The sequence below is a fragment of the Succinimonas amylolytica DSM 2873 genome (assembly GCF_000378405.1).
GTDB lineage: Bacteria > Pseudomonadota > Gammaproteobacteria > Enterobacterales > Succinivibrionaceae > Succinimonas > Succinimonas amylolytica.
Genome location: NZ_KB899636.1, coordinates 734,830 through 750,235 on the forward strand (window position 1 = coordinate 734,830; position 15,406 = coordinate 750,235).

The window sequence follows — 15,406 nt, forward strand, 5'->3', positions numbered from 1 at the left end:
CTGTTCTTCAACTTTTTTGGCTTGATTTTGAAAGGCTTCAGTCTGCTTCTGAATGGTTGAAGTCTGCTTCTGAATGGTTGAAGTCTGCTTCTGAATGGTTGAGGTCTGCTCTTGAATGGTTGAGGTCTGCTCTTGAATGGTTGAGGTCTGCTCTTGAATGGTTGATGTAAGTTTTTCGATTAACGAATAAAGGTTGTCCAGTTTGGAAGTATCAGTATCGTGCTGATTAGCAGGAAGATTGTTATTTGTGATCTTCGCTTCCATTGCAAATTCCTTCAGCACATCCCGATTTTTGTGTGCGATATGGTACGGATTCACCAGCACTTTTGTCAAGAATCCCCGAAGCCATAAAAAGAAGGTTTAAGACCTAATACAGGATTTTTAATGGCCAAAGACGGAACCAACCGCGGCGGTGCCCGAGTGGGTGCCGGACGTAAGCCAAAGGCTCTCCTGGAAAAACTCCTCGAGGGCAATCTCGGACACCGCGACATAACGAAGATCGACATACCGGACATCACATCAGATGACGGTGAAGATCCGGAGGGAGTGGACATTCCTAAACCGGATGAATATCTCTCGGAACTCCAGCGAGACGGGAAACCGCTCGGCGCTGCCGAAACCTACACTAAAACCTACAGATGGCTTGCCGGACTCGGCTGTGACCGTCTGGTGAGTTCTGAACTCATCGAGCAGTATTCGGTGGCATTTGCCAGATGGAAACAGTGCGAACAGGCAGTTACCAAATTCGGTCTGTGCGGCAAGCACCCGACATGCCCGAGCTCGGTGATTCAGAGTCCCTTTGTGGCCATGAGCCACAGCTATCAGAAACAGACCAGCCAGCTCTGGTTTCAGATTTACAGCATCGTGAAGGAAAACTGCTCTGCGGATGCGGCGGGAGCATCGAATCCGGCTGATGACATGATGGAGCGTCTGCTCCGTTCAAGGAAGAATTAAGGAATTTAAGACATGATTGAGAAAGTGAACCCGTCCCATCCGGACAAAATAGCAGATCGCATTGCCGGTGCCATTGTGGACATCGCCTATGCGCAGGAACTCAATCCCCGAATTGCGGTTGAGGTGCTGATCGGTCACGGCAGATGCCATGTGATTATCGAAACTGATACAGAAGTTTCTGAAGACAAAATCAGGGCAGCCATCTTCCGCATTGCCGGAAAGGTTGAGCCGGATATTCAGATTGTTCCGCAGGACAGACATCTTGCTGACAACCAGAAGGGGACTTTCCGCTGCGGAGACAACGGCATATTCAGGGGAGTTCCGCTCAATGTTGAGCAGGCGATGCTCTCCAGCATTGCCCGTGAGCTTTACGAGCAGTTCCCGACAGACGGCAAATACATCCTCGATGATGAACGTCTCATCATCTGCCAGAGCAACGCAGACAGGGAGTCCATTCTGAAACAGTACCCTCATGCCGAGGTTAATCCTCTGGGTGACTGGACAGGCGGCACGGATGCAGATACGGGAGCCACCAACCGCAAGCTAGGCAGTGACATGGCTGATTCGGTAACCGGTGGGGGACTGCACGGCAAGGATTTGTCAAAGGCAGATGTGACTTTGAACATCTACACTTTTCTGAAGGCGAAGGAAACAGGCGAGACTGTAGAACTCAGCTGTGCCATCGGGGATGAGGTGATTGACGGTCACTCCTACAGCGAACTGATGGACATTGCCTGGAACCACATCGCCTCGTTAGGCGGTTTTGAGAAGTTTGCGGAATGGGGGCTTTTCTGATGAAAACAACTACAGAATTTCAGCTGGTCAGCACCGATAAGCTGATCCCTTATGTGAACAATGCACGTACGCATTCACCGGAGCAGATTATGAAACTCCGTTCCTCTCTGCGTGAGTTCGGTTTTGTGAATCCGGTGATCATCGACCGGGACTTTAACGTCCTCGCCGGGCACGGAAGAATACAGGCGGCAAAAGCTGAGAACATTCCCGAAGTGCCGTGTGTCTTTGCCGACCACCTTACCGAGGCTCAGAAGAAGGCATACATTCTGGCGGACAACCGCATGGCTCTTGATGCTGGATGGGATGAAGAACTCTTGGCCGTGGAAATGCAGGAATTACAGGACTTAGGTTTTGACCTCTCCATGACGGGGTTTTCCGAAGATGAGCTGGCAGAGCTTTTTGCCACCGATGCCGAGGGCGAAGAGGATGATTTCGATGTGGAGGCTGAGCTGCAGAAACCTTGCTTCTCCAAAACCGGAGACGTTTGGCACCTTGGCAGACACACCGTAATCTGTGGTGATTCTACTCTGCCGAAAACCTATCAGAATCTGCTCGGGGACGTGAAGGTAAACCTTGTCTGCACCGATGCTCCGTACTTTGTGGATTTGCAGAATGCCTCCGGCAAAATCAGAAACGACAATCTTGATGACAAGTCAGCCTATGAGTTTCTGATGAATGTCTTTGCCAACTTCAAAAACAGCATGGCAAAGGATGCGTCCTTCTACGAGTTCTACGCCACCTCCAAGTCCCGCATTTTCTATGATGCCTTTGAGGATGCAGGGTTCAAGGTTGGTGCCGGTCTGATTTGGAAAAAGCCGAGGTTCCCGCTTTCGAGAACCGACTGGAAGTACAACATGGAGCCAATCATCTACGGCTGGCGCAAAGACGGAACCCACAAGTGGTACGGCGATCAGAAACAGACAGTGGTGTTTGAGTTTGATGGGATCAGAAACTCGAAGGAGGACGGCTTCGGGCATCCGAGCAGCAAGCCGGTACCGCTGATTGCCTACCTCGTTAAGCTTTCCACCCAGACCAACGGCATTGTCCTTGACGGATTCCTCGGCTCAGCCTCAACGCTCATTGCCTGCGAGCAGACCGAACGTATCTGCTACGGCGTGGAGATTGAACCTAAGTTCGTGGACGTTGCGGTGAAGAGATACATTCAGGCAAGGCAGGGCAGCGCTGATGATGTATTCGTAATCCGCGACGGTGTGAAATTAAATTACGCCGAAGTGGAAATACCGGAGGAGCAGACTGATGGCGGTGAGTAAATTAACCCTCGGCAGCCTCTTTGATGGTTCCGGGACTCATTTTCTGTATTGCTCAGCATGCTGAAAAACATTAGTTGATGGTAATCAAGTAACACTAAATATAGTTGTTAAAGTTCCATAAATTGACTTGATATAGTGTTTTGACAGAGCAAATATGTCCCTAACGAAAACGAACACAAATACGGAGACATAACGATGAAGATCGATTTTAACCTCAAGGGCGCAGAGCGCAAGGAGCTGGTCAAGGCTATCTCAAGGATTACCGGAATCAAGGCTGAATACCAGGGCATGCCGACCACCAATTTTGTGATTGGAGACTTCACGGTAACCGCTGAAGGAGCTCTGGTTTACGATGACAAGATTGATGCCGGGGAGCTTTTAAACGAACTTGCCGAGGCAGGCTTTGAAGGAACCGCCGACAAGTCCGAAGACAAAGAGATTAAAGTTCCAGAACCGAATATCCTCACCATTGAAATGCCAGCCGACAAGGTAAACACCGGAAACCTGCAGAAGCTTCTTGATGCCAAGGGAGCGCTCATCCGTAAGGCACTCGGAATTGACAACCTGGCCTTTGAAATTCATGAGGACAGGGTTTCCTTCCCGTGGTTCATTGATCCAGCTCCTGACCATACCATGGCCTACACCCAGTTCATTGCCGCCATCTGCAAAATGAGCACCGAGCAGAAACGAGTCACGGCAAAGGTCAGGGAAGTAAACAACGAGAAGTACGCTTTCAGATGTTTTCTGCTCCGACTAGGCTTTATCGGGGAGGAGTTCAAACAGAGCCGCAAAATTCTGCTTTCCAACCTTGACGGCAGTTCAGCCTTCAAGACGGTGAAGGAAGAGCCAAAGGAGGTTCACGATGAAGTTTCCGAGTAGAGAAATTGTTGAGCACCTCCGCAGGGAATTTCCCAAGGGTACCGTAGTTGAACTGGTACACATGAATGACGAGCATGCACCTCCTCCGGGAACTCTCGGAACCGTTATGCATGTCGACGATGTTGCAACTTATGGATAGCTGAATATTATGGAAAGTAAAACTGCGCAACCCTCTATTTTACTGGAAATATTCTTAAATTATCAGACTGTTTTTCTTTCCATAATCTCCTATAATTTATGGTAGCAAATAGCTATCATAGATCAGGAGGTATCCAAATGGACGCTTATGCTGTTAATTTACCCATGGCCGATTTAATTACCAAATTAGATGAACATTTGGTAAATCTCGGATACACTGCCAACACGCTTCGACATCTCAGGCAGGCATGGAGAGCACTAAAAAAACTGGCATTGAAAGAAGGAGAAACATATTTCTCAAAAGAACTGGGTTTCAGACTTCTGCGCGAACATTATGACATTGATCCGTATGGATCGAACTACAAGAGCTTCAAGTCGGTTACAAGACGGGCTGTAATGCTTTTGCTTGAATATCAGATATCAGGGACAATCGCCAAGCGCCAGCCAAAAGGTGAATATGAAATTCCCGCGGGATTCAATGATGTGGGGAACAAATTTATGGAATCATTGATTGAGACCAATCTTGCTCCTGGAACACTTTACAATTACAAGATGCATCTATTTAGAGCGACAACTTTTTTTGTGAACCATGGAGTTTCTGATTTCAAAGCACTCAATAATGACATTATAAACATATACCTGAAAACACTCGCAGGGCTTTCCAAATCGTATATTGCAGGTATCACACGCGCTTTATCAAAGTTCCTCAACTTTGCCAACAAGCACGGATATACTGAAAAGGCGTTCGTTCTCCCGGAGATAACTGTCTACAAAGATCGGCGCGTCCCGGAATACTATACAGCCGATGAGGTTTCTAAAATTCTCTCAAACATAGACAGGGGCAATGCGCTGGGAAAGCGCAATTATGCGATGGTTCTGCTAGGTGCAAGATACGGGCTTCGTATCAGCGATATCGTATCCCTTAAGCTCAGCGAACTTGACTTTGAAAACAACCGCATCAGCATAACACAGCAGAAAACCGGCAAGCCCCTGACGCTGGACATACTGCCTGATGTCGGATGGGCACTGATCGATTACCTTAAAAACGGGAGACCGGAAGTGGAATGTGACAGCGTTTTCCTGTGCCATACGCATCCGTACAAGGCGTTTGCGAGGGGGGAGACAATGCAGCATATGCTTAGGCAGTATGCGCTCTCGGCGGGCGTATGGAAGGCGGGAACCGAAAAGCGGTGCAGCTTCCATATGCTGAGATACAGCCTTGCCAGCGACCTTATCCAGCAAGGTGTCTCGCTGACTACTATCTCCGGCATACTTGGACATTCTGAGCTGAACGTGACAACGCTTTATGCCCAGCTCGACGTTCCGCAGCTGAAAGCCTGTGCTTTGGAGGTGCCGGTATGATGCCCCACAAACCTGTATATGAATTCAATAGTGTGTTTGCACCTTCGATTCGTGAGTATCTTGCAATAAAGGAAGCTCTTGGGGAGAAGGTAACACTCCCTGGAAACACGCTCCGTCAGTTTGACCGGTATTGCTTATCCATAGGCCTCGAAGACGCAGCCCTGACTACAGAACTTGCAGAAAACTGGCTGCTCACAAAAGCTGGGGAAAAACCGGAAACAAGGGCAAGCCGGATATCAGTGTTGTGGTGCTTTGCTCGGCATTTTTCAGCCAATGGCGGGAAAGTCACATGGCGGCCAACTCCTGGGTATGCGGGGCGACAGAAAAGATACGTTCCCTATATCTACACGAGGGGAGAAGTAAAAAATATCTTTGCTGCCGCCGACTCTATGCCTGAGAGTTACGGGAAATCCCGTTTCAGTGCTGTTTTTCCGGCAGTCATCAGGACTCTCTACGGATGCGGTCTTCGCATTGCGGAAGCGCTTGCCCTTCGGGTGAAAGATGTCGATCTTGAAAACGGCTTCATTTTTGTCCATGCGGGCAAGTTCGGCAAAGACAGAAAGATTCCAGTTTCTGACTCGCTGCTGCAGTACCTGAAGGGCTACTACAAGGACAATGCGAACTTCATCGGCGTTGCTGCCGATGGATGGTTTTTCCCAAACGCAAAAGGTGAATGCTACTCCCAGCGTACAGTGTATGACAAGTTCCGCCAGATCCTTTGGATTGCGGGGATCACACACCAGGGGAAGGGAAGAGGACCGAGGGTACATGACCTCCGGCACACATTTGCAGTGCATGCCCTTCAGCAGAATGTCGAACAGGGGAAGGATATCTATACATCCCTGACGGGGCTTATGGTTTACCTTGGACACGGAAAGATTACCTCGACCGAATACTATCTGCGTTTGACAGCAGAGGTCTTTCCGGATTTTCTGGAACGTGCCGATAAAGTTTGTGCCAGGGCTATTCCGGAGGTTGTGTGTTATGAAGAATAGAGAAACTTCTTTTTCTTATATCACCACAAGGTTTTTCCAGGTGTATCTTCCGGGAGAACGCGGGTACTCAGAAGCCACCATTGCATCGTACCTGGACACGTTCAAGCAACTGCTTGTTTATTGCAAAGAAACTCTTGGTAAATCCCCGGATAAGCTTGTCGTTTCCGACGTATCCAAGGATGTAGTGCTCGGCTTTCTTAAGAAGCTTGAGGACGAAGGAAAATCCGTATCCACAAGGAACCAGCGCCTTGCCGCTATAAAGTGTTTTTTCAGATATATCGGATACTCTTTTCCCGAGTACCTTGACACGTCCAGCATGGTTGTCGGAATCAAGATGAAGAAACAATCTGAAGCGGTTGTCAATTACATGAGCGTTGATGGTGTCTCCTGCGTCCTTAACCAGCCGGATATGAAGCGCAAGTCCGGTTACAGGGATGCCCTCATGCTCACAATCCTTTATGATAGCGCTGCCCGCGTTACCGAGGTCACAAAGATCAGGATCGGTGACATTCGGACGGAACACCCTGCCACCATTGTGCTTCACGGAAAAGGCGCAAAGGACAGAATTGTGCCGCTGTCCAGCAAAACGGCAGATCTGATTGCGTCTTACCTGCTACAGACAGGTCTGAACAGCGTTGAAAACAAGGACAAGCTTCTTTTTACCAATCGCACAGGCAAGCAGCTGACCAGGGCTGGCGTGGCCTACATACTCAAAAAATATGTGGAAGCAGCAAGGGCAGAACACCCGGAACTAATTCCTGATAAGTTTTCGCCCCATTGTATGAGGCATTCAAAGGCAATGCATCTGCTTCAGGCCGGGGTTGCGATAATATACATCCGTGACTTCCTTGGCCATGAAAGCGTGAAAACAACTGAGGTATATGCGAAAGCAGATGGAAAAAGCAAGCGTGAGGCGCTTGATGCAGCTTATTCCGCCGCCATTGAAGATTCCAATGTCCCGAAAACCTCTTGGAATGATGACAATGACCTCATGGCATTCTTGAAAAAGCTGTGTGAAAGCTAAAGTTTTATGGAAAGCATTATCGAAAAGACACCAGTGTTTCTGTGTATCTGACGATAATACTTTCCATAATATTCATCTATCCATAACTCCCGTTATGAGAAGCTTTTCATAACGGAACGATTCATGTGTGCTGGCAGAACGGCTCAAGTCTAGGTTTAGCTTTCGGAGAAGACGTATGTAGAATCGTCAAAAATAGCAAGTAAATCAATGATTTATATACAAAATAAATATCGAAATATAATCGATTATTAAGTTGCTATAGTGTGCCTTCAGAGTGAATATACACACAACAAAACGAACAAACATTAACCAAAAAGAAGGCACAAAAATGAAAGAAAAAACCTTAAAGCAGATTGAAAACCTTAAGAACCAGACCATCGGAGTTGAAGTTGAGATGAACTGCATTACCCGCAAGGATGCCGCAAGAATTGCCGCAGAGTTTTTCGGAACCCACAGGGTTGAAGATACCGCCTACCGCAACGGCTACTGCACGGTCAGCGCATGGGACGCGCAGGGACGCGAATGGAAGTTCCAGAAGGACGTAAGCATCGCCGGTGACGATGCCCACAAGTGCGAAATGGTTACCCCGATCCTGAACTACAGCGACATCGAAAGCCTGCAGGAGCTTTGCAGAAGACTGCGCAAGGCCGGAGCAAAGAGTGACGCCACCCGGGGATGTGGAATCCATTATGCATCGCCCGGAGTTATAGGAAAGATTCTGGAAAAACTGCCATTTTACTAGCATATTTTCTTAGAATCTTTCCATAATATTCACTCACAGTACTTATTGAGCCACTCAAGAAGTGAAGGGTTATTACGGTATTCAATTGGCGTTGTGTCAGGTATTTTTATTTGTTCATTTGCGGCCTTAAGTGCATCCTGACGCTGTTTGCTATCGATACGGGCATATATTTCAGTCGTTTTTATGTGTTCATGCCCAAGCTGATCGCGGATGTAAATAAGATTCTGTCCTGCCTGTAGCATCATCATGGCTTTTGTATGTCTCAAACAATGCGGCGTGAGCTTGGCTGGGAAATCCATGGGTGATTCATCGTGGATTTCGGACGCATATTTTTGGAGAATATACGTTATGCCTGCTCTTGTGAACTGTTTTCCACTCCTGTTTAGGAAAAGAAAACGACCTGCCTGTGTTGGATTCTGAAGCCCTTCATTATCGAAATACAAGCTTAGTAGTTTTGTCGTATTGGTGCTGACCGGGACGTATCGATTTTTGTTCCCTTTCCCATGCACAAGGATCTGGGATGGTGTTCCGAGTCTGATGTCACATACTCGGATACCTATCAGCTCGCTTACCCTGACACCTGTATCCGCAAGGATGGTCAGTATAAGCAGATCCTTGAAACCATATTTGTTGCTGCTGTCCGGCCTTGCCAAGAGCGTTCCCAACTGTTCAGCGTTCAGGTATTGGATGACAGGCGTTTCCTTTTTCTTGGATGGGATCGCAAGTATCTGCTGCATGTTATAAAGATTCTGAGGGGAATCAGATTGAACATACCTGCAGAACGACTTGATCGCGGCAAGTCGTTGGTTTCTTGTTGAAACGGAGCAACCTTTTTCTTCAAGTGATGACAGGAATGCCTTGATGTTGTCAGACGTAAATTCGTCCATTGTTACCTTATTGATAGGCTTCTTTACTCTGCTGTGGAAAAACGGTACCAGGAGCTGAAATGTGTAATTGTAGGAAATAAATGTGTTCTCAGACAAACCTCGCTCGCCTCCAAGATAGGTAGTCAGAAAACTTGAAATATAGTACTGCAAGTTTTTATCTTTCATAGCGTTCTACCTCAGGTATGATTTTTTCCATGATGCCGTCCATGGTTTTTACAACGAACGGGTATGCTTCTGCTGTCAGTCTCAGATATCTTTCTGTTGCCGACAGATTCCTGTGTCCAAGGTAGGTGCACAAAAGCGGAAGGAAGGCATTGGGATCTGTTCCGGCTTCAACCGCGGCCTGCAGAGAATGAACTGCAAAGGTATGGCGAATATCATGCAGTCGAGGGCCTTTACCTCGTCCCTTGTGATGTATACCGGCCTTCCACAGCGTATTTCGAAACCAGTCATAGGCTGTGTTTCTGCGGAATGGCATCTGTTCGTTATGCTGGAAAACAGGTTCTTCGTCCGAATACCCTTGCGAGGATAGGTAATCAGCCATGCGTTTCGAAAGGCTTGGCGACATCGGTACCAGCCTGGAGTTGTCATTCTTTGCTTCACGAACCAGCAGTACCTTCTGACTCAGAGAGATATCTCCAACCGTAAGTGATAAAGCCTCGTTGATTCGCAACCCCGTCCCATAAAGGAGACGAAACAGTAAAGGTGCACAACGAACATAGGATGTACTCTGGTCTTGCCAATTGTCAGCGGCATCAAATATGCGCCGTATTTCATCGTGTGTAAAAATATATGGAGTGAACCCACTGCCATGCAGTTTTTCTCTTGCGTTTGGAGGTGAGGGAAGTACATCGTCACCTTGAGACAGCAGATAGGAGTAAAACTGGCGATATACACTATTTCTGGTCGAAAATGTCTTGTCAGACTCAGAACTGCGTTTACTAAGCCATCTGTATACTGTCTCTTCCGGGTGATCTGCAGGGGTAACACCATGTGTCTGGAAGTATCGATCCAGCCTCTGCAATTCTTTTACCTCTCCGTTATATTTATAGCCTTCAAGCCTTTTGGACTCGACAAACTCATAAAGGCGTGAAGCGTACCCACTTGAGAAGAAGGGTTTGTTGTATGGCACCATCAGTCCACCTCCAACGCGCAGTTCCGGAGCTGACTAATTCCGATCTTAGTATAGATCATCGTAGTATTAGAAGATCTGTGTCCGAGAACTTCTGACACCGTGGATATTGGCACCCCCTGGTTCAGCATGTTTCCGGCAATACTGTGCCGAAGAGAATGCAGCCCGCGTTTCCTATGGTGAAAATCGGTAAATCCGGAAAGCTTCTGTAGAACGATCGAAAAAGTTGACCACTAAAACGATCGGAAGTTGACCACTCCGATTTTAACTTAAACTTTCATTTTTTGCCAATAAATTTGCCTTCTTGGCAGCGAGCAATCTGTAACTGTCGCCATTGATTGTAAGCACACTACAATGATGAAGCAGTCTGTCTAAAATAGCAGTGGCGGCAGTTGTATCACCAAGTATCAGTCCCCAATCACTGACAGGTCTGTTGCTGGTTATAACAGTACTTTTGGATTCATATCTTCTGCTTATCAGCTGAAACAAAAGATGTGAGCCATTTGCACTGAAGGGACAGTATCCTAATTCATCAATGATGAGGACTTTAACCTTAGCAAGTTTCTGCATTTTTTGTTCAAGCTTTCCCATTTCATGGGCTTCGGAGAGTTCTTTGATAAGAGCTTCTGCCGTTTTAAAAAGTACTGAGTATCCTTGTTCTACGGCTAGCAGACCGAATCCAATGGCCAGGTGTGTTTTGCCTACTCCTGGAGGCCCAAGAAAGAGAATATTAGAGCCACTGCCAGCCCAGGACAGCGTTTTAAGTTCTCTGATGACAGCCGTATCGATACAAGGCTGCACCGAGAAGTCAAACTCCTCAAGAGTGCATTTGCGAGGGAAATGGGCTGCCATAATCCCAATCCTTATTCTGTTTTCCTCTCGACGACTAATTTCACGACTAAAGACAAACTGCAATATTTCTCTGGGATTCATTCTGCTGTTTGTAGTTTCACTGATAATTTCCTCAATGTGATCTCTGCAGAAAGTCAGATTCAGCCTGTCAGCCATAGCAACAAGATTGTTATCAGATGCCATTACCATGCGCCTCCAGTAACTTTTGCATACTCATCGAGTGAACGTGACAGGCTGTTCTGCCCCCACGTTTCATAATCGGGACTAACGTCATTAAAAATTTTAATGGTTGATTTTTCCTGCAATTTTGCAGTATAAAAGGAAGTGGCCTTATCTATTCTGATAACTTTATTATCATCATCGTGGAAGATGATTTCTGTGTCTGTTATCTGAATAAATACGCTTTGATTGGAGTACTGCTCCGGTAGTTTATACAATCTGTTCTCGACGCGGATAAGGCCACACTTGTCTGCCTTTCTGGTTTCCTCACGTATGTTTGTAAAAAATACTCTGTCAACAGTCCTGAGTTCAGATCGTTCCTTTTGTGTAAATCTTTCTGCCGGGGTTTCAGCTTGTATGCCGGAGGTATGAACCAGTGAAAGTTTCCTTACGTCTGAGTATTTCACCAACCATAAATCTATCCACTTCTGTAAGTCCTCAAGAGAATCAAAGTTTCTGCCTGGTAGTGCATTTTCCTTGAAATACCTTACCATACGTTCACATTTACCTTTAGAGCGGGGTTTATATGGCGTACACGCGACAGGCTTAACATTCCAATAATGGCAGAATGCCGTATACCTTTCATTAAATTTGAGCTCACTGCCGTTATGTACTGTAACCAGACATTTTGTATTATCTGAGACTATTGCCAGAGGAACTCCTCCAAAATGTCTAAAAGCATTCTCAATACCATTAAGCCATGCTTCAGTATTTTCTGCCGTAAACGCCTTTACGTAAATTCTTCTCGAATAACCGAGAACACTAACAAAAAAGTGAATCCTGACATTACTCCCGCCTATCATCACATCCTGTTCTCCAAAATCTATCTGCAGGTGATCACCAGGTTGGGTTTCATAGCGACAGGGGATTGATTCGCCACGATTCTTCAGTTCCTTTCTGAACTGCTTGCAGAAAATCTGTAACCCTCGTAAATTCGCACTGCCATCATACGATTCCTTAAGTTTTCTCAGCAGAGGTACACAGTGTCCATTCATCTCGAGAAACAGCTCTTTAATTGTTTCTCTGTTGATCTTCAGATAGTTATTAAAACTGTCCTGCACACGTACCTTTGGTTTTTGAATACCATTCATGTATTTACGAACAGATTGCCTTGAAATTCCCAATTTTCTGGCTATATCCCTGATAGACTTTCCTTGTTTAGAAAGTTCATGGATCTGATTTTGAAATATTGAATCAAACATTCTGGAATACCCATTTTCTTTTATACGATATTCCGATATTTTATGTTTTTTAGATCTTTTCATGACCACTCCATTATCTATTTGTTTCATAATTTATAGGTGGTCAACTTTTATTCGTTTAGGTGGTCAACTTTTGCGATCGTTTAACAAAGCTTCATATATTTATTGATGATGTTGTGAAGGTTGTTATCCTGCCCAAAAGCCTCGTAAGGGGCATTGTGCCGGACAAAAATGTTCCGGCAAGAAGTTTCTGGTCGGCCATTCTTGAAGTAATCAATAAGAGCAGCCGCAACATCATCTAACAATGGAAAGGTCATCACTGTACCGGTCTTCCCCTGACAGAATGTGAAAGATGACTTATTCCAGTCAATGTTGGACAGACAGAGATCACGGATATCTCCGACGCGCATGCCGTACCTTACAGCAAACAGTAGAATGGCGTAATCCCGTTTCCCTATGGGGCTTTCCCGATCAACATTGGAAAGTAGCGTTGTTATCTCCTCTGTCGTGTAAAATGATGGGATGCGCCCTTTATGTGTTCCCTTAACATTTGGCACAAAAACAGAATTATCAACAATGGTGTATTCGTGCTTGTATAGGAAATCGAAAAATTTCCTTAAAACATAGGCATCATAGGTCTGTGTTGTGCGGCAGACATTGGCACGGGTTTTCCAATATTCAAGGATAGTATCCTTGTTAAGTTTTGCATAATTGGTGAAGCCATGTCTTTCAAGGAACCACAGAAAGGATTCCATACGGGATCTTATCTGTCTGTGTGAAGTCCTTGTCATTGTTTTCGAGACAAAATCCATGAATTCCCCAATAGCTGGCTGGAATGTCTGGCTGAAATAATGGTCTTTACATGATCTCCGTCTGTAAATAGTGCCATTGGACTGATATTCCAGAAGTACAGTGATGGCCCGACGACAGTGGCGGTAATCACTCTTTGCGCGGTCTTTGGAAGGTTCATCGTAAGTTTGGTAACAATACCGTTCCCAACATTCCCTGTTGAATTTAGGTATTCTTTCCTGTTCCATGAATTGAGATAAACGGTTCCAAAAACGGTGGTATGCTGCAATTGTATGCCTGTCATACTGCAGTGTGCGGAGCAGTTGATCGACTGCCCCTGTAAGCTCCTCAAATGATGCATTCATACTGATGACATCTCCTACAAATATATCCAAGATACTGCCTGTGAAATAATTATAGGAAATTATGAAAAGTTTTTATGTATGATGATTGGTAAAAATCCTTGTAAAATCAGAGGTTATACATAAATCTTTCCTATAACTCCGGGCGATGCATAATGAACTTTATGTAAAGCTTTACATAAAGTTCATATTCACCTTGGACAGGGAGATCACACACCGCAGACCCTGCGCAACCTTGCCAACATCATGGCAAGCCACGAGAGCCTCTTAGCCGAAGCCCTTAAGCTTGACCAGCACCGCATGGCAAGATACTGCAGAACGGTTGATCCAAGATTCCTTAAGGAACTCAACAAGAAAAAGCCGCAGACCATGGACGAGCTCGAGGACATCTGGTACATCAGCCAGGGCGAGAACTACGGCAGAGAACAGCATTACAACGGATCAAGATACAGAATGCTGAACTACCACGCCACCTTTTCAAAGCACACCATCGAGTTCAGACTTTTTGAATTCGAAGCACCAGCCAACGGAAAGCAGAACGGCATTCACGCAGGACGCCTTAAGGCTTACATTCAGCTTTGCCTTGCCTTAAGCGAGATGGCAAAGGAAGTCAGAACCGCAAGCCCTAAGCCGCAGCAGCATGAGAATCCGAAGTTCGCGATGAGAACATGGCTTTTAAGACTCGGGTTCATCGGTGAAGAGTTCGCAACAGCCCGCGAGATTTTAACCCGCAACCTTAGCGGAAACGCAGCCTTCCGGTTCGGAAGAGCCTAAACCACAGCGAGGACTTAGCCTCCTCCTGCCGGCCCCTTGAGTGGGGTTTCGGCAGTAGAAGGGTAAGCCTTCCGGAATCAAACAAAAACGAAAGGAACAGATTATGACAAAGAGATATTACATCGCCTACGGCAGCAACCTGAACATTGACCAGATGAGCTACCGCTGCCCCGGCGCAAAGGTTGTAGGCACATCGGAAATACCGGATTTTGAGCTTCTCTTTAAGGGAAGTAAGAGCGGAGCCTACCTTACCATCGAGCCAAAGAAAGGAGCGAAAGTTCCTGTGGCGGTATGGGAGGTAACGGCTGATGATGAACTTTCCCTTGACCGCTACGAAGGCTATCCGAATTTCTACTACAAGACGGAAGTGGAAATTCCGGTTATCGGCATTAGTGATCGCAAGGTAAGAAAGCTTAAGGCCTTCATCTACATCATGCATGAGGAGCGCGAAATCAGCATTCCTTCCCAGCGGTACGTGGATATCTGCCTTGAGGGCTACGAATCCTTCGGCTTTGACGAAAACCACCTTTATGACGCTTTGAACATCAGTCTTGATCACGATGAGTAGATAGCGATAAATCATTGAAAATAAAGGATTTATTGACTTGATAAGGTGTGCGTTAAGAGCAAATATGAACACCGTAAGGCGGATGGCGGTAAGCCTCAAAACTTCCGCACCGCCGGGTTTAACGATTTAATTAGATCAGAAGGATCTCAGAATGAATACAGACAAAAACGAACCGAAAGTATGCCCGCTCTGTGGCAAAACCTACACCGGACATCCGGCTCTTTCCCGAAAGGACGACAATACTCCAATCTGCCCGGACTGCGGTACCAGAGAGTCACTTGAAGCCATCGGAATCTCCCCCGAAGAGCAGGAAAAAGTTCTCGAAATCATTCATGAAAAGCTCGCTGAAAAACCTTGTAAATAGTTGAAAATACTGGGTTTATTGACTTGCTATAGTGTACCTTCAGAGCGAATATAAACACAACAAAACGAACACGAAGGTACATTTTTCAAGGAGTCAG

Annotated in this window: 19 protein-coding genes and 1 pseudogene; 13 read left to right on the forward strand and 7 right to left on the reverse strand. The window is 46.2% G+C overall.

Features of this window, described 5'->3' with window-relative positions; genetic code table 11:
• A pseudogene (locus F557_RS22905) lies at positions 1–264 on the reverse strand (hypothetical protein); the annotation flags it as partial.
• A 120-nt stretch (positions 265–384) separates the two neighbouring features.
• Between F557_RS22905 and F557_RS0103250 the strand changes: the two are divergent.
• The 10 genes from F557_RS0103250 to F557_RS0103290 all read left to right on the forward strand — a co-directional run bounded on the left by F557_RS0103250 (position 385) and on the right by F557_RS0103290 (position 8,160).
• Entirely contained in the window at positions 385–954 is a 570-nt protein-coding gene (locus tag F557_RS0103250; protein WP_019000825.1) for a hypothetical protein, read from the forward strand.
• Positions 955–966: 12 nt separating this feature from the next.
• Positions 967–1,749, forward strand: a complete 783-nt coding sequence (locus F557_RS0103255) for an S-adenosylmethionine synthetase N-terminal domain-containing protein (protein ID WP_019000826.1) — start codon at positions 967–969, stop codon at positions 1,747–1,749.
• The gene (locus F557_RS0103260) at positions 1,749–3,020 is read left to right on the forward strand and encodes a site-specific DNA-methyltransferase (RefSeq protein WP_245539381.1); all 1,272 of its coding nucleotides are present in this window, start codon (positions 1,749–1,751) and stop codon (positions 3,018–3,020) included. Before F557_RS0103255 ends, F557_RS0103260 begins: the two co-directional genes overlap by 1 nt.
• A 195-nt stretch (positions 3,021–3,215) precedes the next feature.
• Positions 3,216–3,899: a hypothetical protein gene (locus F557_RS0103265; RefSeq protein WP_019000828.1), complete on the forward strand. Its 684-nt coding sequence runs from the start codon at positions 3,216–3,218 to the stop codon at positions 3,897–3,899.
• Complete coding sequence (locus F557_RS21680; protein WP_019000829.1) at positions 3,883–4,038, forward strand: DUF4314 domain-containing protein; 156 nt, start codon at positions 3,883–3,885, stop codon at positions 4,036–4,038. Before F557_RS0103265 ends, F557_RS21680 begins: the two co-directional genes overlap by 17 nt.
• 137 nt (positions 4,039–4,175) lie before the next feature.
• Positions 4,176–5,399 (forward strand): site-specific integrase, encoded by a 1,224-nt coding sequence (locus F557_RS0103275; RefSeq protein ID WP_019000830.1) that lies wholly within the window; start codon positions 4,176–4,178, stop codon positions 5,397–5,399.
• Entirely contained in the window at positions 5,396–6,394 is a 999-nt protein-coding gene (locus F557_RS21685) for a tyrosine-type recombinase/integrase (protein WP_084761410.1), read from the forward strand. Before F557_RS0103275 ends, F557_RS21685 begins: the two co-directional genes overlap by 4 nt.
• Positions 6,384–7,418 carry a tyrosine-type recombinase/integrase gene (locus F557_RS0103285; RefSeq protein WP_019000832.1) on the forward strand — a complete coding sequence of 345 codons (1,035 nt, stop codon included), beginning with the start codon at positions 6,384–6,386 and terminating at the stop codon, positions 7,416–7,418. Before F557_RS21685 ends, F557_RS0103285 begins: the two co-directional genes overlap by 11 nt.
• Before the next feature lie 119 nt (positions 7,419–7,537).
• Positions 7,538–7,621, forward strand: coding sequence for a DUF4314 domain-containing protein (locus F557_RS21690; RefSeq protein ID WP_084761578.1), 84 nt, complete (start codon positions 7,538–7,540; stop codon positions 7,619–7,621).
• A 125-nt stretch (positions 7,622–7,746) separates the two neighbouring features.
• Positions 7,747–8,160 (forward strand): amidoligase family protein, encoded by a 414-nt coding sequence (locus tag F557_RS0103290; protein WP_019000833.1) that lies wholly within the window; start codon positions 7,747–7,749, stop codon positions 8,158–8,160.
• 29 nt (positions 8,161–8,189) lie between these two features.
• On the opposite strand, the gene F557_RS0103295 is transcribed toward F557_RS0103290, so the two are convergent.
• From F557_RS0103295 to F557_RS0103315, 6 genes are all read right to left on the reverse strand, one after another.
• A complete protein-coding gene (locus F557_RS0103295) occupies positions 8,190–9,212 on the reverse strand; it encodes a tyrosine-type recombinase/integrase (protein ID WP_019000834.1) in 1,023 nt (340 codons plus the stop codon).
• Positions 9,202–10,182, reverse strand: coding sequence for a tyrosine-type recombinase/integrase (locus tag F557_RS0103300; protein ID WP_019000835.1), 981 nt, complete (start codon positions 10,180–10,182; stop codon positions 9,202–9,204). Before F557_RS0103300 ends, F557_RS0103295 begins: the two co-directional genes overlap by 11 nt.
• Positions 10,182–10,397 (reverse strand): tyrosine-type recombinase/integrase, encoded by a 216-nt coding sequence (locus F557_RS23610; protein WP_425425332.1) that lies wholly within the window; start codon positions 10,395–10,397, stop codon positions 10,182–10,184. The genes F557_RS0103300 and F557_RS23610 overlap by 1 nt, the downstream gene beginning before the upstream one ends.
• A 46-nt stretch (positions 10,398–10,443) precedes the next feature.
• On the reverse strand, positions 10,444–11,214 hold the full coding sequence (gene istB, locus F557_RS0103305; protein ID WP_019000836.1) for an IS21-like element helper ATPase IstB: 771 nt from the start codon (positions 11,212–11,214) through the stop codon (positions 10,444–10,446).
• Positions 11,214–12,515 carry an IS21 family transposase gene (gene istA, locus F557_RS0103310; RefSeq protein ID WP_245539382.1) on the reverse strand — a complete coding sequence of 434 codons (1,302 nt, stop codon included), beginning with the start codon at positions 12,513–12,515 and terminating at the stop codon, positions 11,214–11,216. Before istA ends, istB begins: the two co-directional genes overlap by 1 nt.
• A gap of 80 nt (positions 12,516–12,595) precedes the next feature.
• Positions 12,596–13,606: a tyrosine-type recombinase/integrase gene (locus F557_RS0103315; RefSeq protein WP_044142893.1), complete on the reverse strand. Its 1,011-nt coding sequence runs from the start codon at positions 13,604–13,606 to the stop codon at positions 12,596–12,598.
• 186 nt (positions 13,607–13,792) lie between these two features.
• Between F557_RS0103315 and F557_RS18635 the strand changes: the two genes are divergently transcribed.
• From F557_RS18635 to F557_RS0103330, 3 genes are all read left to right on the forward strand, one after another.
• Positions 13,793–14,377 (forward strand): amidoligase family protein, encoded by a 585-nt coding sequence (locus F557_RS18635; protein ID WP_084761413.1) that lies wholly within the window; start codon positions 13,793–13,795, stop codon positions 14,375–14,377.
• A 103-nt stretch (positions 14,378–14,480) separates the two neighbouring features.
• Positions 14,481–14,945, forward strand: a complete 465-nt coding sequence (locus F557_RS0103325; protein WP_019000840.1) for a gamma-glutamylcyclotransferase family protein — start codon at positions 14,481–14,483, stop codon at positions 14,943–14,945.
• A gap of 151 nt (positions 14,946–15,096) precedes the next feature.
• On the forward strand, positions 15,097–15,309 hold the full coding sequence (locus F557_RS0103330) for a hypothetical protein (protein ID WP_019000841.1): 213 nt from the start codon (positions 15,097–15,099) through the stop codon (positions 15,307–15,309).
• Positions 15,310–15,406: the final 97 nt, after the last annotated feature.